General features: G+C 35.7%; 12 protein-coding genes. 7 read left to right on the top strand and 5 right to left on the bottom strand.

Annotation, left to right across the window (positions count from 1 at the left end; translation table 11 throughout):
• Positions 1-417: 417 nt before the first annotated feature.
• The 5 genes from ALGA_RS15350 to ALGA_RS15330 all read left to right on the top strand — a co-directional run bounded on the left by ALGA_RS15350 (position 418) and on the right by ALGA_RS15330 (position 11,028).
• Positions 418-3,390, top strand: coding sequence for a SusC/RagA family TonB-linked outer membrane protein (locus tag ALGA_RS15350; protein ID WP_197705587.1), 2,973 nt, complete (start codon positions 418-420; stop codon positions 3,388-3,390).
• An 18-nt stretch (positions 3,391-3,408) separates the two neighbouring features.
• Complete coding sequence (locus tag ALGA_RS15345; RefSeq protein WP_096430592.1) at positions 3,409-4,974, top strand: RagB/SusD family nutrient uptake outer membrane protein; 1,566 nt, start codon at positions 3,409-3,411, stop codon at positions 4,972-4,974.
• Between the two features lie 19 nt (positions 4,975-4,993).
• Complete coding sequence (locus ALGA_RS15340) at positions 4,994-6,097, top strand: SusE domain-containing protein (RefSeq protein WP_162845452.1); 1,104 nt, start codon at positions 4,994-4,996, stop codon at positions 6,095-6,097.
• A gap of 3 nt (positions 6,098-6,100) precedes the next feature.
• The gene (locus tag ALGA_RS15335) at positions 6,101-7,840 is read left to right on the top strand and encodes a SusF/SusE family outer membrane protein (protein ID WP_096430585.1); all 1,740 of its coding nucleotides are present in this window, start codon (positions 6,101-6,103) and stop codon (positions 7,838-7,840) included.
• 140 nt (positions 7,841-7,980) lie between these two features.
• Positions 7,981-11,028, top strand: coding sequence for an alpha-amylase family glycosyl hydrolase (locus tag ALGA_RS15330; RefSeq protein ID WP_096430583.1), 3,048 nt, complete (start codon positions 7,981-7,983; stop codon positions 11,026-11,028).
• Between the two features lie 73 nt (positions 11,029-11,101).
• On the opposite strand, the gene ALGA_RS15325 is transcribed toward ALGA_RS15330, so the two are convergent.
• From ALGA_RS15325 to ALGA_RS15310, 4 genes are all read right to left on the bottom strand, one after another.
• Positions 11,102-12,556: a hypothetical protein gene (locus tag ALGA_RS15325; protein ID WP_096430580.1), complete on the bottom strand. Its 1,455-nt coding sequence runs from the start codon at positions 12,554-12,556 to the stop codon at positions 11,102-11,104.
• A gap of 173 nt (positions 12,557-12,729) precedes the next feature.
• Positions 12,730-15,177, bottom strand: coding sequence for a sensor histidine kinase (locus tag ALGA_RS15320; protein WP_096430577.1), 2,448 nt, complete (start codon positions 15,175-15,177; stop codon positions 12,730-12,732).
• Between the two features lie 136 nt (positions 15,178-15,313).
• A complete protein-coding gene (locus ALGA_RS15315; protein ID WP_096430574.1) occupies positions 15,314-16,690 on the bottom strand; it encodes a sensor histidine kinase in 1,377 nt (458 codons plus the stop codon).
• Positions 16,680-18,044 carry a sigma-54-dependent transcriptional regulator gene (locus tag ALGA_RS15310; protein WP_096430571.1) on the bottom strand — a complete coding sequence of 455 codons (1,365 nt, stop codon included), beginning with the start codon at positions 18,042-18,044 and terminating at the stop codon, positions 16,680-16,682. The genes ALGA_RS15315 and ALGA_RS15310 overlap by 11 nt, the downstream gene beginning before the upstream one ends.
• A 281-nt stretch (positions 18,045-18,325) precedes the next feature.
• On the opposite strand from ALGA_RS15310, the gene ALGA_RS15305 reads away from it, so the two are divergent.
• Both ALGA_RS15305 and ALGA_RS15300 read left to right on the top strand, forming a co-directional pair.
• Complete coding sequence (locus ALGA_RS15305; RefSeq protein ID WP_096430568.1) at positions 18,326-19,024, top strand: ABC transporter ATP-binding protein; 699 nt, start codon at positions 18,326-18,328, stop codon at positions 19,022-19,024.
• 17 nt (positions 19,025-19,041) lie between these two features.
• Entirely contained in the window at positions 19,042-21,474 is a 2,433-nt protein-coding gene (locus ALGA_RS15300; RefSeq protein WP_096430566.1) for an ABC transporter permease, read from the top strand.
• 544 nt (positions 21,475-22,018) lie between these two features.
• On the opposite strand, the gene ALGA_RS23220 is transcribed toward ALGA_RS15300, so the two are convergent.
• Positions 22,019-25,459: a hypothetical protein gene (locus ALGA_RS23220; protein WP_197705586.1), complete on the bottom strand. Its 3,441-nt coding sequence runs from the start codon at positions 25,457-25,459 to the stop codon at positions 22,019-22,021.
• Positions 25,460-25,909 lie beyond the last annotated feature (450 nt).

Below are 25,909 nucleotides of genomic sequence, written 5' to 3'. Positions count from 1 at the left end.
ATTTGTATAATAATAAATATTAACACCCTAAGAAAACCACACGCAACAAATTGGCATTGAGCACATTACAACACACGAACTATACTTGTTACAAGCTTTGTAAATATAGGAAAAATTAAACAATTCCCTGTTGTAATTGCTGTTTATTCTGAATTAATTCACTTATAGATATATTTAAATATCAAACGTTTGCGGTGACGTTTGCAGTGATTTATTTTCACTTATTTACCAAACATTTAACAAAAAATTACATCTTCATATATCTTTGATTACAGAATGAAAAAAGGCTAACTTAACGTTAGGGTAATTTTAGAAAGTTAAAAAGGAAGAACCCAAGTCGGAAACACGAGTTCATATTTTATCTAAAACACCTTAACCAATTAACTAATTAACTAATTTATCTTAAATTTCTCATTTATGAAACTTAACATTAGTAGGCTTAGAAAACTACTCCTCATGTTTGTAATGGCATTTTCTTTTACCATTATACATGCACAGGAAAAAGTAGTTACTGGTTTAGTTACCGATGCAAACGATGGCATCGGAATTCCTGGTGTTTCAGTAGTTGTAAAAGGAACAACTATAGGAACATCCACCGACATTGACGGAAGTTACACGTTAAGTGTAGACGCCAACGCCACTCTTATTTACTCTTTTGTGGGATATCGTCCGCAGGAAATTTTAGTGGGTTCACAATCTCAAATCAATGTAATTTTAAGTATTGAAACTGAAAACCTTTCCGAAGTAGTAATTGTTGGATATGGTCAAGTCAGAAAGGACGATGCTACGGGATCGGTCTTTACAGTAAAATCAGATGATTTTAACCAAGGTACAACTAGTTCACCTCAAGATTTAATTGTAGGTAAGATTGCTGGTGTACAAATCGTAAATGATGGAGGTGCTCCAGGTTCAGGATCAACAATTCGAATTCGTGGAGGTTCTTCAATGTCCGCAAGTAACGATCCATTAATTGTAATTGATGGAATGCCTTTAGATAACAGGGGAATTGATGGAATGAGTAATGTTTTAAGTTCATTAAACCCTAATGATATTGAAACCTTTACTGTATTGAAAGATGCATCGGCAACTGCTATTTACGGATCACGCGCTTCGAATGGTGTAATTCTTATTACAACTAAAAAAGGAAAAGCAGGGCAAAAAATACAAGTTACCTATGACGCTAAATTTTCAATAGGTAAAATTAAAGAGACTTTAGATGTTTTAAATGCTGATGACTATAGAACTTTAGTGACTGCAAGAGCTGTAAATAATTCTTCAGTTAATCCTGATTTATTGGGGGCAGCTTCTACAGACTGGCAAGATGAAATATACAGAGATGCAACAGGTCATGAGCATAATGTTGGTATTTCGGGTTCGTACAAAAATGTCCCTTTTAGAGTTTCGGCTGGTTACACTGATCAGAAAGGTATTTTGCGGACTTCTGAAATGCAAAGAACAACAGGAACTTTAAATGTTAATCCTAGCTTTTTCGACGAATATTTAAAGATAAATATAGGTGTGAAATATATGCAGATTGAAAATCAATTCGCTGATAAAGGTGCCATAGGGAACGCTTTACGCATGGATCCTACACAATCTGTTTTTAATAACACAGGTATCTACGGAGGCTATACAACATGGTTAATGAGTGACGGTTCGCGAAATGTGAATGCAACACGTAACCCTGTTGCTCAATTACAACAAAAAGATGATAATTCTGATGTTTCAAGAGTAATTGCAGACTTTCAGGCAGATTATAAATTACATTTTCTTCCAGATTTAAAAGCAAGCATGAAATTAGGCTATGATTACTCTGATAGTGATGGTGATGTAAATACTGATATGGATGCTTCATGGGTAAGAGCTTCTTCTACAGGTGTAAAAAGAGATTACACTCAGGAGAAAAAGAATGAATTAGTCGACTTTTACCTGACGTATGATAAAGACCTTCCATCTTTGGATAGTAAAATAAATGTAATGGGTGGTTATGAGTGGCAACATTTCTGGTCAAAATCATCAGCTTTCGAAGTTGACAGAAATAATGATCAGATTGAAGATTCAAAAAATGAAACAGAAAATTATTTGGTTTCATTCTTCGGTAGAGCCAACTACACATTTAAGAATAAGTATATCCTTACAGGTACAGTACGTCAAGATGGTTCCTCAAGATTCCACGAAGATAACAGATGGGGTGTTTTCCCTTCAGCAGCATTTGCCTGGAGAATGAGTGAAGAGTCATTCCTTAAGAATATCGATGTAGTAAGTAATGCTAAAGTTCGTTTGGGTTACGGTATCACGGGTCAGCAAGAATTAGGACAAGGAGACTATCCGTATATGGGAACTTACCGATTAAGTGATTCAAGAACAAGATATCAATTCGGAGATCAGTTTTATACTTTATTAAGACCTGATGGATACGACGAAGGATTACAGTGGGAAAAAACGACAACCTATAATGCAGGCCTCGACTTTGGATTTTTTAATAACAAAGTTAATGGTTCTATCGATATATATAAGCGTAAAACAAAAGATCTGCTAAACACTATTCCAGTACCTGCAGGAACAAATTTTACCGACTTACTGTTGACAAATGTTGGTGATTTGGAAAACAATGGTTTCGAATTCGCTATTAATGCAATAGCAATCGATACAAAAGATTTGTTTTGGGAAGTTGGCTTTAATCTTTCTTACAACAAGAATGAAATTACCCGTCTGACAAATTATGATGATCCTAATTACAGAGGAGTTGAAACAGGTGGTATTAGTGGAGTTGGTGTTGGAAACAATATCCAGATCAATGCTGTTGGACACTCTCTAAATACTTTTTATGTATACGAACAAGTATATAATAGCTTAGGGAAACCAATTGAAGGTCTTTATGTAGATAGAAATAAGGACGGGCAAATCACAACAGCCGATAAATACTATGCTGAAGATCCTGCGCAAGATTATAATATAGGATTCTCATCAAGCATAAAATATAAAGATTTTGATTTTGGATTTAACGGTAGAGTTGGTCTTGGCGGACAAATATACAACAATGTTATTGTAGGTGGTCGTTATCAGGAAATGACTGTCAATGAATACTTAACAAACATGCCAACTGAGATTAATAAATCAAAGTTTGAAACTGCTCAACAATATTCTGATTATTTCCTTGAGGATGCATCCTTCTTTAGAATAGATAATATAACTCTAGGATATAACTTTACCAAAATATTAAAACCACTTTTAGGTTTTGATATTAATGCCAGAGCATTTGCAACCGTTCAGAATGCTATTGTTATAACCGATTATAGTGGATTAGATCCTGAAGTAAACGGTGGAATTGACAATGATGTATATCCAAGACCAAGAACATTCTTGTTTGGATTAAATGTGAAATTTTAATCTATAAATGTATTAATTATGACTAAAAAATATTTTAAAACAAATTATATCATGATTGCATTTGCATTATTATTTGCATTTGTATCATGTACTGATGATTTGAATACGGAACCTCTTGATGAGGATATCAGAACAGCAGAGACTGTTTTGACTGATGCTGATTCGTATAAACAACTCTTAGCAAAATGTTATGCTGGCCTGATTTTAGGAGGTCAAACAGCAGTTGACGGCGAACCAGATATTAGTAGTATTGATGGTAGTTTTTCATCTTATTTAAGACTATTATGGAATCACCAGGAACTACCAACCGATGAAGCTATTTGTGCCTGGAATGATGGTAATTTAAGAGATTTACACGATCAAGACTGGGACAGCTCAAACGAGTTTGTAAAAGCAATGTATTATCGAATAGCGCTTCAAATTACTTATTGTAATAATCTGATTAAACTAACAGATGGCCAATCTGAGTACAAAGCTTTTAGTGATGAAGCCAGAGCTTTAAGAGCATTAAGTTATTACCATATGTTGGATATGTTTGGACGTGGTCCATTTGTTACGGAAGAGGATGAAATTGGTTCGTTTTTCTTCCCTGAGATGGCTACACAACAACAAATATTTGATTATATCGAGTCTGAACTTACAACAATTGAGACTGAATTAGCTGAGCCGGGAACAAATGAATATGGTAGAGCTGATAAAGGTTTAGCATGGGCAATTCTGGCTAAGATGTACTTAAATGCAGAGGTTTATATTGGAGTACCTAAATACACCGAAGCTATTACGTATTGCAATAAAATTATTGGTGGCGGATATTCTCTTGAACCAGTTTATGCGAACCTATTCTTAGCTGATAATCATTTAAGAACTAATGAGATCATTTTCCCTATAATATCAGATGGAAACAGCACTCAATCATGGGGAGGTATGACATTTTTACTTCACTCAACAGTTGGAGGTGATATGCCTGCAAGCGAGTCCGGTATCGACGGTGGATGGGGTGGTAACAGAACCACAGAATCTTTTGTAAACCTTTTCCCTGATGCTACAGGAACAGATAAAAGAGGAATGTTCTATACTGAAGGACAAAATCTTGAAATAGAAGATATTTTCAACTTTAGAGATGGATATGCGTTGCGTAAGTTCAAAAATGTTACTTCAACGGGAGCTGTTGGTTCAAACCTTTCGTTCCCTGATACTGATTTTCCACTTTACAGACTGGCAGACTTTTACTTAACATATGCTGAAGCTGTTGTTCGTGGTGGTACAGGTGGCGATATGGCAACAGCTATTGGCTATATCAACGAACTAAAAGAAAGAGCATATGGAGATACATCAGGAAACATTATAGCATCTGATTTAACTCTAGATTTTTTACTTGACGAAAGAGCTCGTGAGCTTTATTGGGAGTGTCACAGAAGAACCGACCTTATTCGCTTTGGTAAATTAACAGATGGAAATTACAATTGGCCTTGGAAAGGTGCTGTAGCAGACGGAAAAAATACGGATGTAAGATATAATGTATTCCCTATTCCATCGTCGGATATAAATGCCAATCCAAATCTGTCGAATATCACGGGTTATTAATAGATTAAAAAGACACGTTATGAAAAATATAAAATACATACTAATATTACTTCTCGCAATTGGCTTTTCTTCATGCGATGATGATGATATCCTACAACTAAATGACTCAGAGTACACACCAGCAACGGGCATTAACGGTTTTGGTGAAACTTTGGCCATATCAAAAGCTACAAAAGGCGAAACCATTCAGGTAAATTATACTCCTGCATCTTACGGCGTAGATCTTGTTACAACACATAAACTTCAATTTTCTACTACAACTGAATTTTCTAATCCAGTTACTTTTGATATTAATGCAGCTGATAATGCATTCACATTCACCGTAGGTACTCTTAACGAGGTTCTTACAGAAGACCTTGAATTAACTGTAGGTGAAGAGACTACAGTATCTGCAAGGGTAATAACCTATTCACTTCAAGGAGTTGATACATTATACTCTTCAGTAGTAAACTTTAAAACTACTCCTTACCTGGATATTCTTTTTGCTCCAAATACTTTTTATCTTTTTGGTGATGGTGTAGGACGCGTTGCTCAAAACAATAAGCTTAAATTTATTAAGGTTAACAGTGAACCTGATGATACTTGGATTATTGTTTGGATGGAAGCTACAGGAAGCTTTAAACTGTGTTCGGATGAGAACTACAAGGGAGTGATAGGAAGAATTGGAAATGCTGTTAGTGGCGAATACACATTGGGAACTAATTTGGGAACTGATGAAGACAGAGGTATAGATATACCAGTACCAGGAACCGCTGGATATTATACTGTTGGTGTAGATATGGCAAATAATAAGCTGTTGGTTGAACCTGCTAATATTTATATATGTGGTGAAACAATCGGCACAGTGTGGCCTGTTGCTTCTGTTGTAGAAGCTAACAAATTTAAGTTGGATGCTGACAACAAGACAATGTATTTGACTAAAACCTTATCAGCTAACGAACTAAGGCTTCATGTTACACATCCATACATTTCCGCTACAGACTGGTGGCATGCTGAATTCATATTCCTTGATGGAAAAATTGAATACAGAGCTGATGGTGGTGATCAGGATAGGTTAAATATTACAGCAGGTGAAAAGACTATAACGCTAGACTTTATTAATCAAACTGGTAAAATTGAATAAAAAATGAAAAATATAAAATATTTATTTATATCACTATTGGCTGTTCTCTTTATCGGATGCGAAGACGATTTTGATACACCAAATGTAACTGAGCCAGTTCAAGGAACTGCCCCGGTATTAACAGAAGTAACCGAAGCTATAGATCTGATTCTTGAGAAAAAGAATGAAAAAGAAACTATAATCGATTTAAACTGGTCTGCTGCGACATATGCTGATCCTATTGGAGTAAGATACTATGTCCAAATTGATACTGTAGGTAATGAATTTAAAAATGCCTTAGAGTTTGATCGAGTATCGGAGACAAGTACATCAATTACTGTTGGTGGATTAAATACTTTGATTTCTAGCAGATATGCTCCTGCAAAAATGGTAGAGCTTGAAGCAAGAATCAGGGCATTTGCTAACGAGGATCTTAATAGTTTGTACACTGCTTCGTTTGCAATGAAGGTGACACCTTATCTGGATGTACCTATTCCTACTGATTTTTATATCTTTGGTTCAGCAACTGCTGCTGTTGAAGTAACAGAAGCATTAAAATCATATGGCGCAGATAACATCTTTACAAAGTATCTGAAACTTACAAAAGATGGTCTATTTAAATTTTCGGAAAAGCAAGCAAGCGATGGTTACGATTACAACTTTAATAAATTCGCTGCGGTTTCTGACAACATTATGGCTGCCAATGATGAAGCAGAAAACTTCAAATTTACGGGTGAAACTGGATGGTATGCTGTTACAGCAGATTTTGTAAACAGTACTTTGACAATTGAAGAATATGTATTTGGTGGAGCTACATATAGCTATGACTATGACAATCTTTACATTGCAGGCAGTTACAATTCTGTAGATGCAGAATGGAGTCCTGAGGCAGGTATTGCTTTCACAAAACAAGAAGAAGGTGTATTCTCTATTCAAAAAGTGCTTAAGGACGGAGCTCAAATTAAGTTTTTAGGTCAAACTTCATGGGGCGATCTAGATTGGGCTGATGCAGATGGCGATGGTAATTCCGGTATTTTAGCACCAAAGGATAAGAATAACAACATTACTTTTGACGGAGGTGATTTGGAATATACTATTACTGTAGATCTTAACAAAGGAATATATACAATTGAAGCAGTACCAGTTTTCCCTACTGAATTATTTATGACTGGAAATGGTGTTGGTCTACCTGAAGAAGATTGGAACTGGTTTCAACCACTTCAATTAGTTCCTGTTAACAGTCATCCTGAACTTTTCTGGAAGATTGTTTGGATGAAAGGATCAGGTAATTTCAAAATGGCACCTCAAGCAGAATGGGCAGGCGGAGATTTTGGTATCACAGGAGATGCAACAAATGGCGTGTATGCTATTGGTGGCGGTGATATTCCAGTTCCTTCAACTGCAGGTTACTACATGGTTGTAGTAGATCTTTCTAACAATACTATCGAAATTGCAGAACCAATAGTTTATGGTATGGGTGATGTATTTGGTGGATGGGATGGTGCAGATCCTAATGACTTATTTACTATTGACAACACCAATGAAGGTATTAAATTTGAAGGTGTTCCTAATGATGGTGAGTTGCGGATGTATGTTGCAGCTTCGACACTAAACTGTGATTGGTGGCAAGCCGAATTTATGGTTCTTGATGGAAATATTGAGTTTCGTGGAACTGGCGGTGATCAGGCAAGAGTTAATGCTACTGCTGGAGATAATATTTCCCTTAATTTTAGAACTGGAGCTGGTTCAATAACAACACCATAACCAGTGATCAATTAATAAGGTAGCCCTAGGCTACCTTATTTTAAATAATTTGATGCAATTAGTAACAAATCTGGTTGCTAATTGCATTTTTTTTTAGCTTAACACTATACTAAAAACTTAATCAAGAGAAGAAGCTAACTATGAAGAAACTATACACATATCTCCTTTCTTTACTATTGCTGATTCCATCAATAGGATTTGGACAAATCTCAACCTCTCCTACCTTTCCTACCGTAAGTGATGAAATTACCATTACTTTCGATTCCTCACAGGAATCAAGCCTTGGAACTTTCACAGGAGACTTATATGCTCATACCGGAGTTATAATTGAGGGAAACACAGAATGGCAACATGTTATTGGTTCTTGGGGGGATAATACAACACAACCCCAACTAACCAATAATAACGATGGAACCTACACTCTTATTATCACACCAAACATTACAGATTATTACTCGGTAGGTAACGGTGAAGTTGTTACCCAAATTGCTGCTGTTTTAAGATCAGCTGACGGTGCTCAACAAACCAATGATCTTTTAATTGATGTATACAAAGATGGTTTAAATGTAAGTTTCTCCATTCCTTCCGACAATAAAATGATTGCAAAAAATGAGGCCCTTCAATTAGAAGTTAAATCAAATATTAGCGAAAGCCTCAGCCTTTACCTTGATGATGTGTTAGTGGAAAACACCATTACAGAACAAGAAATTACGACAACTGTTCAATCCGACATTTCAGGAAGTCACGAATTAATTGCTGTAGCTACATCTGGAACAGAAGAAGCCAGAGACACAATTCATTTCTTCGTGCGAGCGGATGTGCTTACAGGAGACTTGCCAACAGGCATTATTGATGGTATCAATTATATTGACGACAATACAGTTACCCTATCACTTTATGCTCCAAATAAGGAGTTTGCATATGTTATTGGTGATTTCACCAATTGGGAAATTGATAATACTTATCAATTGAAAAAAGACGGAGATTATTTTTGGATTACTCTCGACAATCTTACAGCAGGAAAAGAATACATTTTCCAGTATGTTATCGACGGTACTATCAAAATTGCAGATCCTTACGCCGATAAATTATTGGATCCGTGGAATGATCAATACATTTCCAGTACCACTTATCCTAATTTAATTCCCTACCCTACTGATAAAACAAGTGAAATAGCCAGCGTTTTCCAGACAGCACAAACGGCTTTTACATGGTCCGATTCACAATTTACGCCACCTACCAAAGAAGATTTGGTAGTCTATGAATTACACGTTCGTGATTTTGTTGAGACGGGCAATATCAAAACAGTAACAGACACATTGGATTATTTGGAACGCCTTGGTATAAATGTTATTGAATTGATGCCATTTAATGAATTTGAAGGAAATGATTCCTGGGGATACAATCCATCCTTCTATTTTGCACCAGATAAAGCCTACGGGACAAAAGATGATTATAAAGCATTTATAGACGAATGTCACAGTAGAGGAATAGCGGTTTATATGGATATGGTTCTAAATCATACCTATGGACAATCTCCGTTTTTACGCATGTACTTCGATGGTTCAAAACCAACGGCAGACAATCCATGGTACAATGTTGAGAGCAATTTTGAAAATACCGATGCCCATTGGGGTTATGATATCAATCATGCAACTTTAGATACGCAAAAACTGGTGGATCGGATTAATACCTACTGGATGAACGAATATCACATTGATGGATTCCGCTTCGATTTCACAAAAGGTTTTTCAAATACACCCCATACTTCTTCAGACCCTTGGGGCGGACAATACGACCAAGAACGCATTGATATATTGAAACGTATGTCTACAGCAATTTGGAACGTCAAATACAACGCAGTAGTCATCTTCGAGCATTTATCCGATAATCCGGAAGAAAAAGAATTGGCTGCTCATGGTATCATGTTATGGGGAAATGCCAATCATGAATACAGCGAAGCTTCCATGGGCTATACTTCTGATTTCAGTTGGTATTCATGGCTTGAACGAGAATGGGACAGTCCAAAATTGGTTAGCTATATGGAAAGTCATGATGAAGAACGCATGATGTATCGTAATCTTAACTTCGGAGCCTCTTCAAGTACTTATGATATTACAGAACTAAACACTGCCCTTTCGAGAGTTGAGGCAGCGTCAACCTTCTTTTTCACCGTTCCTGGGCCAAAAATGATATGGCAATTTGAAGAATTAGGCTACGATGTATCCATCGATTTCAACGACAGAGTTGGCAAAAAACCAATCCATTGGGAATATCAGGATGATCCGAACCGAAAAAGACTTTTCGAGGTATTTTCAGCTCTCATCAAGCTAAAAAAAGAAGAAGTTGCTTTCGAATCAGAAAATTTCACTCTGAATACAAATACTGTTTTAAAGAGTATTGAAATCAATCATTCTGATATGGATGTAAGAGTAATTGGAAATTTCGACACAAAGGCAGGAGAAATTGATCCTAATTTCAGTAAAACTGGAACCTGGTATGATTACTTTACCGGACAAACAATTACCGTGAATGATAAGAATGCATTTATTGATCTTGAAGCTGGGGAATATCATATTTACACAACAAAACAACTTTCAGTTCCAGATATTAAATCAGCACCTATTGCTTCAAATATTACTATAAGCGGGACTTTCCGTGAAGATGAAACTCTAACTGTAGATTATACTTACACCGATGTAAACGGTGATCTTGAAGATGAAGAAAGCTCTATTTACCAATGGTACAGAGCAGATGATGCGAAGGGAACGAATGAAGCTGTTATAAGCGGCGCAAGTGCTCTAACTTATACACTTGTTAGAGCCGATCGTGCTAATTTCATTCGTTTTTCAGTGACTCCTGTTGCTAAAACGGGTGATTTACTTCAAGGTGAGACTATTTACAGCTCGTACAGCGAAGAAATCGCCTACTCAACCGGAATTAATGATATCCTAAATAAAGAATTACGCCTGTATCCAAATCCAGTTCGTGATATTCTTCATCTTGAAAATCTAAAACAAGTTAATAGATTACAGCTTTTTGATTTATCAGGAAAAGCAATTGTAGCTGTAAATATGCCAAATGAATCAGCAAATTTAAACCTGAATAATCTAACAAAAGGAACTTATATTTTAGTTTTTGAAATGGAGGATGGTTCGCAACTTAGTAAAAAGATAGTGAAGCAATAAACAGCATTTTTTTCATTTAGTTTATAGATTAGATAAAATCCCGCTTTTCGGAACTCCGAAGCGGGATTTTTAATTACTTAACTGTTAGCTCTAATCTATATTTTATTTCCGATCCTAATGGCATTATCAGTAATTGATAATCTCCGGGAATCAAAGAATCATCGGGCATTGAAACTTTAAATACGAATGGAGAATCGCCGTAATTGCCAATTTGTTCTTTAACTAACTGCTTCTCAGCATCCAATATCTGCAATTTGAGCATCGTATTAAAAAATTGCCTCAAATGAAACTGTACAAATATATTTTCCGATTCCGAATAATAATAATCCTGATCGGCTCCCATAAACTCATCCCTATCCTGCACATTGTTCTCATTCAAATCAATAAATCCTGTAAAGAAGAAAAACCCTTCCTGCCCTTTCTTAAATTCCGGCGCTAAATTATCCACATTTTCAGAGGTTCCCATACTCATTTGTGGAACTGTTGGTGTTGTATCTTCGGTTGCAACTAACTCTGGCTCCGTTGGTAATTCTGCATTTAAATCCGGTTCTACAGCTACTACTTGTTCCGACACAGGAGTCTTAGTGGTATCTATAATCTGTATGGGTATCTTGTATTGCATCACCTTTTCATCTACAACCGAGGCTGTTATTAAATAATCTCCTACCGGAGCAACATTTAAAACCATCAAAAAATCGTTTCCCTTTCGAAGAGTATCCACATTCATCGTAAAATGTTGCAAACTATCCAATTTCGCAATTTTCATACTCATTAATTGATGCTTATCATCCCAAACCTGATAAACAACTTGCTTGCTACTTGAAGGAAGATTTAAACCCAGTTCAAAATTCACATCGCCTAAAACAAATTGTTTCTGATTTAAAGCAATAACTTCTGTGCTGTCCAATTTCATATCTCCATCCTCATCAATCCATCTCTTAAATACATACAAATTCTCAGGAAGTAGTTTTTTGCGAATTTGAGAATAAATATTTCCATTGGGTTCTTTTAAGGAAAAACGGATTTGGTAGGTTGTTCCGGTTTCCTCAGGATTAATAGTGATAATATAATTCCCGACAGGAAGAAAGGAATCAAAACTCGAGTAGGTAAACATCGGTGTTGAAGTATAATTCTTTTTAATGGTACGAATTAAATTACCACTCGTATCCCAAATTCGAAGTTTCAAATTAGTACCATCGCTCAAATTTGGATCATGCAAAGAGGCACTGATAGGCTCTCCTTTTGCAAATGAATCTTTTCCCAAACCAAAAAATTCATTGCTTTCTACAAGGCCATTCTCATTTAAATCAACCCATTTATTATAGGCAAATAATCCAATGGGAATTTGATTTTTCTCCTTTTCCTTTTTCTGAGGTTCAGAAACCTTTTCTTCTGGTTCAATCTGGTTCAACTCTCCCAGATTATCTTGTGGTTGTTGCTGACTTTTAACGAGTAATGTACTAAAACAAATGAAGGTAAGCGACAACAAACACCTACCGATTGTGCGGATGTATTTTTGCAATGTCATGGCTATAAGTTTAAAGCTGAATAAAAAGTAACCTATTAACTAAATTACGATTTTAAAAGAGCATTTGTTTTATTATCAGGCTTATAGTTTGATGAATTGCATGCTAAAATTGGTTAAAAAACTTACAGGGAAAGAACTGAAGCATTTTGATCTTATTATTGAATTGTTTTAGCTTATTTAATAGGATGTGTAAAATAAAAAGTTGATCCTTCTTCAGGTATTGAATCAAACCAAATTTTCCCTCCCAATAATTCAGTTAAGCTCTTCGATATAGATAAACCGATTCCGACTCCATTATATTTCCGTGAAAGCTTTTCATTGGCCTGTCTAAACAGACCAAAAATACTTTCTTGTACTTCTTCAGGTATTCCTATTCCTGTATCTTTCACATAAAACTGAAGAACGATACCCGATTTCAAATCACTTTTTGTAAACCCATATTCAATACTTCCCCGATCGGTAAACTTTAACGCATTTTTCAGTAAATTCAAATATACCTGCTTAAAACGATGAGGATCAGTTTTTATAAAAAAATCATTATAGTCCGAAGGAAAATTTATCTTTAATTCAATATGCTCTTTATTAAGCACTTTCTGTTCTACATTAATCACTGCGCTTATCTCATAAAATAAATTAAGCAAGCTATAATTTTCCTGTTTAATTTTAACAGCACCCGATTGTATTAGACTAATATCGAACAAATCCTCTACAATGTTTAATAGATTCTGACCGCTCTGATTAACCATTTTACTATATTCAACTGCTGTTTCAAGATCTATTTCATTATTGATTAATTCGGAAAACCCAATTACTGCATTTAAAGGTGTGCGCAATTCATGTGACATCGTAGCTAAAAATACAGACTTTAAACGATCAGATTCCGTAGCGTCACGCAAAGCTTTATGCAATTCCTGTTCAGTTCTTTTTTGCTCAATAGAAATACTAATCTGCTGAGAGACCAACTCAAGCATATTCTTATCCTCTTCGGTAACCACATTCTCGTCAATGTAACTTTGAATGACCAACACACCAATCACTTTTTCTTTTCCCTTAAGAGGCATACCAAGCCAAATCTTTGATGGTTCACCTACAAGATCAATTTCTCCTTTAGCCTCCAACTCATCCAATTTTTCTGCTGTCGCTAAAAGTGCCGTTTCATGATCAACAACCCAGCCCGAAATAGTCTTGCCTTTAGGGAATTTTTCAAATGAATCATGTTCGTCGTCATGAAAAGGCAGGCTAAACAACTCCGTTTCGTCATCATATAATGCAACAAAGAAATTCGTTGTGTCCATAATAGAAGATAATTCTTCTCTGATAAATTGAATAAACTCTACTAAGGTCATTTGAGTAAATACAGCATTCGAAATATTCAATATAATTCGTTGAATTTGTTCTTGCCTCTTCCGATCTGTAATATCTTCTTTAACAGCAATAAAATTAATAATTTGCTCTCGGTCATCCTTTAAAGGTGATATTGTTGCAAATTCCCAAAATAGCTCTCCGCTTTTTTTCTTATTCTGAAATTCTCCTCTCCACACATTACCCGACTTAATCTCCTGCCACATGGATTTATACAATTCAGCTTTATTATTTCCAGAGCTTAAAAGTCGGGGATTTTCTCCAATTACTTCTTCCAAAGAATAACCGGTTAGTTTATTAAATTTCGGGTTCACATACTCAATATCTCCATCTACATTTGTTATTACAACAGATACCGGACTTTGAATGATTGATTGAGATAATTTACTTAATTCTATTTTGGCATTTATGTAATTGGTAACATCTCTTACGGAAAGTAAACAAACCACTTTACCTTTGAAAGTGGAATTTTTAATACGAACAATAACACTTACGTTTAGGCCATTTTTATTAACACCGACAGCCTTAATTTTATGTCGAAATTTTCTGGATTCATCAGAGTAAGGAGTAATCCAATATTCTTTAGCAAGAAAATTATAAATTGACATACCAGATAATTCCATTTCAGAATAACCCGTTATTATTTCTGCTCGCTTGTTTACTTCAACTATTTTATCGCCTTCAAGAATAAAAATTGCTTCATTACCTGCATTAGCCAAAACCTTATATTTATTTTCGCTTTCCTCCAGTCGTTTAATGATTTTATAGCGATCTAGAACAATTGCAGTAAGGTCTGATAGTTCTGAGATCAATTCCAGATCTTTTGGATTTGGCGAATTTGGCGTACGATGATAAATGGCAAAAGTCCCTAAAACCTTACCCGAAGGATCCTTTATGGGTTCAGACCAACATGATCCTAAATCTGCTTCTTTCGCAAGATTTTTAACATTCTTCCAAAAAGGATGAGTGGAAATGTCTTCAACAATAACTCTTTCACCAGTAAAAGCTGCGGTTCCACATGATCCGACTCCATGTCTTATAGGAGTACCATGTATTACTTTATTGTAAAAATCGGGTAAATCAGGTGCCGCTCCCAACAATAAACGCTTTCCTTTCTCATCAACACACAATATTGAACAAATAGAGTCAGATGCAATCAATTGAGCCTGATGCACCAATTCATTAAGAATTGCAGACTCAGATTCACCTTTAAACAACAACTCTAATATTCTCGAACGTAATACCTTTTGCTCAACCATTCCCCTAAAATATCATATTTTAACATTCGTTAGTCCTTGTTGTTCTATTTATTTTCAATTCACACTCAATTTAAATAAATATTTATGACAGCTAACCTAACAATAAATCAATATACTGAAAAAAACAAAACCAAATTTAAACAAGCATTTTCTCCTTAGATAATTCCTGGATTCGTTCCCGAAATGAAATAAGCACCCTTGTACCTTCGCCATAAAAAGACTCCAGATTTATATTGCCATTGTGCAAACGCATAATGGATCTTGCGATAGATAAACCAATACCCGAACCATTTTCTTTTGTTGTAAAAAATGGAATAAAAACACTCTGCATGTCTTCGGATTTGATACCTGAACCGTTATCCTCTATCGAAATTATTACAAATCCATCCTCATTGGATTCAGCTTTAATTTGAATGATTCCCTTTTCAAAGATTGCAAACTGTGCATTCTTAATTAGATTCACCATCACTTGAACAATAAGTTGCTCATCGATAGCGATTAATAAATCCTCACCCTCAATAATAAACTGATAATGAATATTGACATTCTCATCCAAACAAAATAAGGACTTCACATGCTCAAACAAATGTTTTACTGCGACATCTTTTATTTGTGGTTTTGGTATACGGGATAATTCGCGGTACGTTTCAACAAAATGCATCAAACCCTCACCCTGCTCTTTAATTACCCGTAATCCAGTTTTAGTTTTTGTGAGTAATTTCTCCGAAATCAATGTCCCTGAATTTATTTCTTTATAACTTTTTTCCAGATTCTCAGACAAGCACGTTAAAGGGGAAACAGAATTCATTATTTCATGGGTAAGAACGTTAATTAAACTCTGCCAAGACTCCAGTTCTTTCGCGTCCAGCTGATTCTTAATATCCGTAAAAGAAAGTAATTGATACGTTTCTTCGGCTAAAATTAACGCACTACAATTAACTAACAAATGCATTTTAGTCTGGCTAATTTGCGTTTCAACAATACGGCTTTCGCCCGACTTTATCTGTTGAAATAAAAAAACCAGATTTGAATCAGATTTTAATAGAGCTTTGATGTTAACCAAATGATGAACACCAAGTAATTCTCTTCCTTTTCGATTGATGCATTCAACCTTTCCCGAAGAAGTAATGGTTAAAATACCAACAGCAGCATTCTCAATTATTGCATCACTAAAAATCTCCTTTTGTTGGAATTTAAGACGTAAATCTTTTATTATTTGGTTGACATTCTGCATGCTAACACGAAGTTCATTAAATGATCTTCCTTCAAATACTTTGGGTATTTTAAGGGTAGAATCTTCATTCTTTACGGATAAAAAAAACTGACTTAACAAACGGTTCGTAGAATTCAGAAAATAGATCAATTTAACAACCTGCCAACAAATAAGAATAAATACAACAATTGACAAATTCGGATAATTACTTTCCCAAAGCAACCAGCCAAAAAGAAATGAAAGAAGAACAATCCCAATAATCCGGACAATTATCTGAACCAGCAATTTTTTATAAATCATACTTTTTAATTTTATGATATAAGGTTGGACGAGTTACACCTAATTCCTTAGCAATATGACTCATATTGCCTTTGTGCCGGTCCATTGAAGAGCCAATCAATTGCTTTTCCATCTCTTCGAATGAAACAGCTTCATTTTTTATTTCATTGATGCGTCTCTCTTTAAAAAGAAACTCTTCAGCTAACAATTCCGGATTATCAGTTAAAATAACTGCCTTTTCGATTGTGTGCTGCAGCTCCCGAACATTTCCAGGCCAAGAATATCCCATTAGTTTATCAATCGTATTTTTAGCAAACCGAAGATTTTCCTTGTTGTACTTCGCTGCATATTTTCTCAGGTAATACTCCGCCAATACTGCAACATCCCCATTTCTATACCTTAACTCAGGCACATCAATCTGAATGGTGTTGATTCGATATAGCAGGTCTTCCCGAAACTCACCATCCACAACCATCTGCACCAAATTTTTGTTGGTTGCACAAATCAATCGGATATCTATATCACGAACCTGATTATCGCCTAAGCGAATGATCTTATGTGTTTGCAATGCACCAAGTAACTTGGCTTGCATCGGCATGGAAAGATTGCCTATTTCGTCTAAAAACAGCGTTCCTCCAGAAGCAATTTCGAACCGACCAATTCTACTTTCCCTTGCATCGGTAAAAGCACCTTTCACATGCCCAAAAAGTTCACTTTCGAACAATGATTCGGTAATTGCTCCCATATCAACAGTAATAAAAATGCCATTGCATCTTTCCGATTTCTGATGCAATTCTCTTGCAATTAACTCCTTTCCAGTTCCATGTTCTCCAAGAATCAAAATATTGGCATCGGTACTTGCAACCTTTTCAACAATGCGCAGCATTTCCAGCATTGGTTTTGATCGACCAATCATTTGTGTTGATGCTTGATTCATCTCTCGTGCCAACCCTGCTTTTTCATTCTCCAACTGAATAATTTTCTGTTTCGATCGCCGCAGTTCCAATGCCGTTTTCAGGGTACTAACCAATTTGTTATTATCCCATGGCTTTAAAATAAAATCGGATGCTCCTACTTTTATGGCCTTCACGGCTAACTCCACATCACCATATGCAGTCATCAAAACAACAGCCAGATCAGTATCTTTATCCAGTATTTTTTTCAACCAGAACAAACCTTCATTGCCCGTATTCACTCCTGCTGAAAAATTCATATCCAGAAGAATAATATCATATTGATTAGTTGCTAAAGTAGAAAGTAAAGAATTGGGATTAGACAAAGTCTGCACTTCTTCAAATTCATCTTGAAGTAAAATCTGCAAAGCGGTCAACACCCTTTTGTGATCATCAACTATTAAAACCCTACCTATTGACATAATCTAAATTTTAGCCTTTCTCAAAAGTAAAAAACCTTCCCTAACAAGTCTATTAATTGTAAAGAAACTATACACTAATAATAAAATTTATTTACAATCCACATCAATAAAACACCACGTAAATTAAGCTAACAAGCTGACTATCTATTATATTCGATAAGAGGCATAATAATTGGCAACGAAATACAAATAAGATAACAAGTCTTTAAAGTTTCATACTATTTAATTCACTTGTGTTTATAGTATGAAACCTGTACAATTGTATTACCAATCTGATTAACATGATAAAAATAGAGAACTTAAGTAAAACCTTCCAGACAGAAGAGGTTGAAACAACAGCCCTAAACAATATTAAACTGGAAATTAAAGAAGGTGAATTCGTTGCCATTATGGGGCCTTCGGGTTGCGGTAAATCGACCTTGCTCAACATCATGGGAATGTTGGATAGTCCATCTGAAGGAAAGTATTATTTTGACAATCAGGAAGTCGGATCTCAAAAAGAAAAACAACGCAATAAAATCAGAAAAGGCAATGTCAATTTTGTGTTCCAGAGTTTTAACCTAATTGATGAACTAAATGTTTACCGAAATGTTGAACTGCCACTTAATTATTTAAATATTAAATCAGCAGATAAGAAAGCACGCGTTTTGGAAATACTAGATCGTATGAAAATTGGGCACCGAAGGAACCATTACCCACAGCAATTATCAGGTGGACAACAACAGCGTGTTGCCATAGCCCGCGCGGTAGCGGCCAACCCAAAACTGTTGCTTGCTGATGAACCAACTGGTAATCTGGATTCGAAAACAGGATTGGAAGTGATGAATTTATTGAGCGAATTAAATAATGACGGAACAACAATAGTGATGGTCACTCACTCGGAAAGAGATGCGGAATTTGCACACAGAGTAATTCGCCTTTTCGATGGTGAAATAGCAGCGGAAAGTACTGCAAAAAAAATGCCCAGCATTAATTTCTAACCCTCAATACGACACCTATGTTTTTCAATTATTTCAACAAAAATAAAAAATGGTTTTCGATTAATATCATTGGCATTGCAATTGCCTTTGCTGTTGTTCTTATTGTTTTCTCATACACTCAAAAAGAGCTCTCCTTCGATAAATTTCATTCCAAAGCAGACAATATTTACAGAATACAAATTGACAAACCAGGAAGAGCAAACAAACTTGATCAAACTGATGATATCAGTTCTGCCTCTATTGACAGAAACTACATCGTCAGTCTCTACGACCGTTTTCCTTCCATTAAAAAGATTGGATTTATTGGCAATTTATGGCAAGCAAAAATTCAGATTGGAGAAAATGAGTTTTCCCCTGAAAACATCTACTACACCAACGAAACTTTCTTTGAAGTTTTTGATTTTAAAGTAGAAAAAGGAAATCGAAATACGCTTCTAAAAAAACCAAACGAAGTAACAATTAGTACAGCAACAGCAATTAACTATTTTGGCAGCACAGATGTTATAGGAAAAGAAATCACGATAAAAGAACCTTATGCAAAAGACAAAATAGTTACCATTACTGCGATATTAAAAGATGCACCAAACAACTCCCACTTTAGACCAGAAATACTACTTTCAAGATCTTTAAAGGAAATGAAAGAAAATTTCGGAGGTTATTACACCTATTTGCTTCTGCATGAAAAAACGTCCATTTATGAACTCGTAAATTCAATTAATGATTATTGGTCTAAGAATGTTAAAGAAGGTGAAGTAGCTCCAAGCTTTAAACTTTTAAAGCTAAAAGATATTCACTTAAAAAGTCATCAAGGAAATGAATTAGGTCAGAATGGGAATATTAATTCGTTAATCATTCTAATTGCAGGCGCTGTAATTATTCTTTTAATTGTAATCATCAACTATTCAAATTTAAACTTTGTACAATTTATAAACAACAGTAAAGATTTTAAAATTAGAATGGTGAACGGAGCTTCAATTTTTAATCTTTCGCAACTTCTCTTTTTAAGATCTATAACACAAAACATAATAGCAATAGGAATTGGAGCATTTTTAGCTTACAATTTTAATGAAGCAACTCATTTCGAATATCAGTTGGAAATAGCTTACAGTACCGTATTAATTTCTGCTCTTCTACTTCTGATTGTATTTGGTATTCTTGCCTTACTTCCATTATATCTTACAGGTTTATCAACGAATTTAAGTAAAGCTCCCGATCAAGGATCCAGAAAATTTGAGTTGTCGCTCCTGTTTCAATTCGTTCTGTCCATCTCTGCCTTAATTCTAACCCTAGTTCTGTACAATCAAATTTCATACGTAAATAAAAATCATTTAGGCCATGGTGATGAATCGATTCTTGTTATTCCCGAAGCTCCAATGATTGCCATCGACAAATATGATATCTTCAAGGAGGTCGCTTTAAAACACCCCGAAATTTTAGCCATAAGTGCTTCTACAGTACCTCCAGGAAGTATTGCTCCATTTAAATACGGATTCAAAATGGAAGGTGTTGAAAATGATAAAGAATTACGATTAACCGTTTTAACCATCGATGAAGATTTCTTTTCGCTTTTTGATATAAAGCCAGTTGCAGGAAGTCTAAAAATGGGCCCGATATCAACAGCAGAATGGGAGCATATAGCGATCAACCCAAATTTAGACATAGCAGGCAAAACTCTTAAGGAATATGAGGCTAATCATGTTGGATTTAAAGAACAATACATTTTAAACAGGGCTGCCGTTAAAATGCTCGGTTTTAGCAATCCGGAAGATGTAATTGGCAGAGAATTTAAATACAACTTCATAGCCACCTATATGTTTGCAAAAGGAGAAATAATCGCCGTTGTAGATGCAATCCATTACGACAACATGTTCACAAAAGAAGAACCCATTGTGATGGCTTCCAAAAGGATATTTAACGCAACATACTTTGTTAAAATTGATGATCAAAACAAAAAAGCAGCAATTGACGCTCTTACTCAAGAATGGAATCAACTTTTTCCTAATGATCCTTTAAAATATGAATTCATCAGCGATATGTATGCCGAAATCTATCGAAATCAGTACAACGAAATGAAGGCATTAACACTTTTTGCCATTCTGTCCATATTACTATCTACCCTTGGCATGTTTGCTCTTTCGTCATTCAGTATTCAGCACAAAACAAAGGAGATCGGCATTAAAAAAGCCAATGGTGCCACTTCCAGTGAAATACTAATTCAATTAATTGGAGAATATACAAAATGGGTAGCACTCGCTTTCATTATTGCCTGTCCGATCGCTTACTATGCAGCATCTAACTGGTTGAGTAATTTTGCCTATAAAATTGAATTAAGCTGGTGGATATTTGCCTTATCGGGAGTAATTGCCCTTTTCATTGCCATTGCAACGGTAAGCTGGCAAACCTGGAAGGCCGCAAGTCAGGATCCAGTTCATGCCTTAAAATATGAATAGAATACTCATTTTTTTTCATAAACCAGGAGGGTCTCACTTCGGTGAGGCTCTCTTTTTTCACAATAAAACCTCACCTAATAAAAGGGAAAACACCAACAGAAATGAAAGTGTTTTTCCATTACTAAATTATATTTGTTCGCTGTCGCTGTAACACTCCTTATTAACGCTATACCACCATCTACGAGGCTCTTCTGGCATCGTAAATATTGCCAACTACAATTTAGCGCACCTAACTGGGCTAATCCAAATCCCGGAAGCATGTAATAATGGTTTTAATCAGTAGAAAAAGACACTCTTGGGACAGAATTAAGCTGCAAGCATTTTTGTTTTTACCTGACAATTGTGATTTTCATTAAAAACCACGAAGATCCTAGAGAAAACAATCCTATATTTTCGACCTTCTCATCCGCGATAATCATCGCGGAATCATAATGATCTGCGTCCAATAAAATCTGAATTTATTATTACCACAAAAAAAAATCATAAAAAAAAGCGCCACTCCGAAGAGCAGCACTTTTAAGGTTGCGTATATAAAGAGAAAACTTTATCCTACTAATTTGCTTTTAGGTCTCATCCTATTAAGCATTTCTTTGGTTTTAAGATCCAAACGAGACTCTTTTTCTTCTGGTTGAGTAATGTCACCAGTAGCCTCAATTGAAGTTCCTCCCAAACTATATAATCCTCTAAGCAATATTGCTTTCTTCTCGTCAGCAGGAATTGCTTTGTAAGCCGCTTTTTGCTCGTCGATGATTTTTTGTTTTTCAGCCTCTTCAGCTTCAATAACTGCGTAGTAAGCATCTGCTTTACGATTCTTCAAGAATGGACCTGCAACCATTGGAAACAATTCCAACAACAACATTTCTTTCTCGTTCTCAGCAAGCTTAACGCCACCAAACTCTTCCAATATTGGATTCTCTGGTGATTTGTATTTGCTTACATCAAAAACTGTAGCATCACGCTGTCCGCAAATCTTCATACGGTACTCTGGATCGATATTAATCGGAGTATCACCATATTCACCTTTTACAAGGTTAGCAAATTGATTGTTCACGTTTGTATATGGAGCTTTTCCGCTATTCACATCCAAAACATAGTTTACAGCCTGCACACCAATAATTTGTGATGATGGAGTAACCAATGGAGGACAACCGGCAGCAACACGTACTTCTGGAACTTTCAAGAGTACAGTTGGTAACAAATCGGCCAAACCTAAACCTTTCAACTGAGCCAACATGTTGGTATACATACCACCTGGAATCTCAGCAGCTTTTACTTCTTCGTTTGGTGCAGGGAAGTTGAAGAATTTATCGATAGCGTTACAAACGTCTAACAATTCTTCTTCCTTATCCGCTTTCGCTAATTCAATAGCTTTATCGAATAATGCATCAATATCTTTTGGAAGATAATCAGCTGTAATATCGAATTCCAATGGGAACATTTTGTATGAATCGAATTCTGAAATTCGCTCACGTATTCCTTTTAGCTCAGCGTTAATTTTAACAACAGCATCTAAATTTACACCTGTATCCAAGCCTAACTTATCAGCAAAAATCTGAATGATTTCGAATGCTGGAGCAGCTGGTCCACCTGCAAAGTTCAGGATGTTTGTATCAACAATATCAACACCATTGATAATTGCCATTAAAACAGCACCTAATCCGTAACCAGGAGTACAGTGAGTATGAAAATCAATTGGTACATTCAATTCACTTTTCATTCTTCTGATAATCTTACCTGACAATGATGGTGGAATCAATCCAGCCATATCTTTAACGGTAATCATATCAGCCCCCATAGCTTCCATTGCTTTTGCCTTGTTTAAGAAGTAATCTACATCGAAAATCTTCTTAGGCAATCTCTTTCCGGATAGCAATGCTTTCCATCTTTGTTTTTTGCTGAACTTAGGATCAACAGTATAACAAACAGCACAGTCGGCAATACCGCCAGCCTCTTTCATATACTTTATTGTTGTTTCCATGTTCTTCACATCATTCAGACAATCGAAGATACGCATGATACCCAAACCGGATTTCACTGCATTTCTGTTGAAACCTTCGATTACTGATTCAGGATATGGAGAATATCCGAACAAGTTTCTACCACGAGATAGAGCTGTTAAGTGAGATACATCACCAATCACTTCTTTGATTGACTCCAAACGATACCATGGATCCTCGTTTAAGTAACGCATTACTGAATCAGGAATTGCACCACCCCATACTTCCATTGCATAAAAGTTAGCCTCCTTATACATCGGAAGAACTTTTTCAATTTCAGCCTGAGGAACACGTGTAGCAAACAATGATTGCTGACCATCACGAAGAGTAAGGTCACGAATCTTTAGTTTACCTGTACGTTTGATTGCAGCTCTTTCAGCAGCGATTTTCTTACGATTTGATTCTCTTTTAGCTTCAAATTCAGTTTTACGCTTTCCTTCCAAATAGCCTTTAGCTACCAATGGGAAAAGCTCCAATAGCATGAATTCTTTTTTATCAACAGCCAATTTCACGTTTCCGTACTTTGACAATGTTGGATTTTCAGGAGATACATAAGCATCTACATCGTATGCTGATCGTTCTGCTTTCCCGGTAATTTTTTTACGGAATTCAGGAGCAATGTCAATTGGAGTTGTTCCGTACTCTCCTTTTACCAAATTGAAGAACTGGTTGTTTACGTTGGTATAGAACGGACGACCGGAATTCTCATCAAGTACACAATTTACAGCCTGCACCCCAATAATTTGAGAAGAAGGGGTTACCAATGGCGGACAGCCAGCGTCCAAACGAACCACTGGTACCACTTCTAGCACTCTCTCAAGCAGGGTTTCCAAACCTAAAGCTTTCAACTGGTTAAGCATGTTAGTATACATCCCTCCAGGAATTTCCGCATCCTTAACCATTTGATTAGCTGCTGGGAAATTAAAATATGCTTCAATTGCGTGACAGGCAACAAGTAATTCCTCTTCCTTATCGGCTTTGGCATACTTAATTGCATCATCGAAAAATTTATCGATGTTAGCAGGCAATTTATCTTTTGTAATATCAAATTCAATTGGGAACTGCTTGTAGCTATCAACATCAGCTAAAGCGTTCGTACGAATCTCTTTCAGAATTTTGTTGATTTCAACAACAGTCTTAGCATCACCATCTAATTCAATGCCTAATTTCTTGCAGAAAATATAGATCAATTCGTAAGCTGGTGCTGCAGATCCACCTGCAAAATTCATGATATTGGTATCGATGATATCAACGCCATTGAGAATTGCAGTAAGAGCAGAAGCCAAACCATACCCTGGTGTAGAGTGAGAATGGAAATCTACAGGAATATTTAATTCTTCTTTAAATCGGCGGATGATTTGACCTGCATACGAAGGTGAAGCCAATCCAGCCATATCTTTTAATGTAATCATATCGGCACCTAAAGCTTCAAGCTTCTTAGCCATATCAACAAAGTAATCCAGATCAAAAATTTGATCAGGAAGATTCTTTATCGTTAATCTTTCAAGATCTTCTTTTTTTGTAGGAAATTTAGAATCAACCGTAAAACAAACCGCACAATCGGCAATACCACCAGCAGCTTTCACATACTTGATAGTTGACTTCATGTTTTCGATATCATTCAAACAATCGAAAATACGCATGATACCCAATCCAGATTTAACTGCCTGAGTATTGAAATCTTCAATTACTTGTTCAGGATATGGAGAATATCCAAAAAGGTTACGACCACGAGATAAGGCAGTAAGTTTGGAAACATCGCCTATCACTTCTTTAATCGACTCCAAACGATACCATGGATCTTCATTAAGGTATCGCATAACTGAATCAGGAACTGCTCCACCCCAAACTTCCATTGCATAGAAATTGGCTTTCTTATATAGGTGCAATACCTTTTCAATTTCTGCCTGTGGCATTCTCGTAGCAAAAAGAGATTGCTGACCATCTCTTAATGTAAGATCTCTAACTAATAACTTCCTTTTTTTCATACCCTGACTTGTTAATTTATGATCCCCAATTATTACTCGAGAGAGTTGCTTATAAATTGGAATCGAATCAATGTGATTTAATTCTGAAACAAAAATAAAAACAATTTTCCATTAAAGAAATAATTCTACATTATTAGCCACATGTTGTACAATACCCCATTTAATGGGTGTTTACACCCAATATCATTAGTGATTTTTTTCTTTAATAATCCCAAGTCAAGGATGCAATCGATAACGGAAGTTGTAATCTCCACATATCAAAACACAAAAACACTACTGAAACCAACACACGCAGAATTACTGATTGTAAACTATATGTATTTAACAGATAATACCTACTGTTAGTAACTACGTAAGCCTAAATACCCATTTAAAATTTTCTGTTTTTAAAAATCTGCTGTACAACACAACCGATTTTGAAGAGTCAAAGAAATTAGAACCTCTTTTCCA

It is taken from the genome of Labilibaculum antarcticum (assembly GCF_002356295.1).
Taxonomy (GTDB): Bacteria; Bacteroidota; Bacteroidia; order Bacteroidales; family Marinifilaceae; genus Labilibaculum; species Labilibaculum antarcticum.
Note: the sequence above shows the minus strand (reverse complement) of the source record. Positions and strands in the feature narration are given on the sequence as shown.

What these genes read in the sequence shown, in the direction of transcription:
- ALGA_RS15350 (WP_197705587.1), top strand. Translation starts at nt 418, where the DNA reads ATGAAACTTAACATTAGTAGGCTTAGAAAACTACTCCTCATGTTTGTA.
- ALGA_RS15345 (WP_096430592.1), top strand. Translation starts at nt 3,409, where the DNA reads ATGACTAAAAAATATTTTAAAACAAATTATATCATGATTGCATTTGCA.
- ALGA_RS15340 (WP_162845452.1), top strand. Translation starts at nt 4,994, where the DNA reads ATGAAAAATATAAAATACATACTAATATTACTTCTCGCAATTGGCTTT.
- ALGA_RS15335 (WP_096430585.1), top strand. Translation starts at nt 6,101, where the DNA reads ATGAAAAATATAAAATATTTATTTATATCACTATTGGCTGTTCTCTTT.
- ALGA_RS15330 (WP_096430583.1), top strand. Translation starts at nt 7,981, where the DNA reads ATGAAGAAACTATACACATATCTCCTTTCTTTACTATTGCTGATTCCA.
- ALGA_RS15325 (WP_096430580.1), bottom strand. Translation starts at nt 12,556, where the DNA reads ATGACATTGCAAAAATACATCCGCACAATCGGTAGGTGTTTGTTGTCG.
- ALGA_RS15320 (WP_096430577.1), bottom strand. Translation starts at nt 15,177, where the DNA reads ATGGTTGAGCAAAAGGTATTACGTTCGAGAATATTAGAGTTGTTGTTT.
- ALGA_RS15315 (WP_096430574.1), bottom strand. Translation starts at nt 16,690, where the DNA reads ATGATTTATAAAAAATTGCTGGTTCAGATAATTGTCCGGATTATTGGG.
- ALGA_RS15310 (WP_096430571.1), bottom strand. Translation starts at nt 18,044, where the DNA reads ATGTCAATAGGTAGGGTTTTAATAGTTGATGATCACAAAAGGGTGTTG.
- ALGA_RS15305 (WP_096430568.1), top strand. Translation starts at nt 18,326, where the DNA reads ATGATAAAAATAGAGAACTTAAGTAAAACCTTCCAGACAGAAGAGGTT.
- ALGA_RS15300 (WP_096430566.1), top strand. Translation starts at nt 19,042, where the DNA reads ATGTTTTTCAATTATTTCAACAAAAATAAAAAATGGTTTTCGATTAAT.
- ALGA_RS23220 (WP_197705586.1), bottom strand. Translation starts at nt 25,459, where the DNA reads ATGAAAAAAAGGAAGTTATTAGTTAGAGATCTTACATTAAGAGATGGT.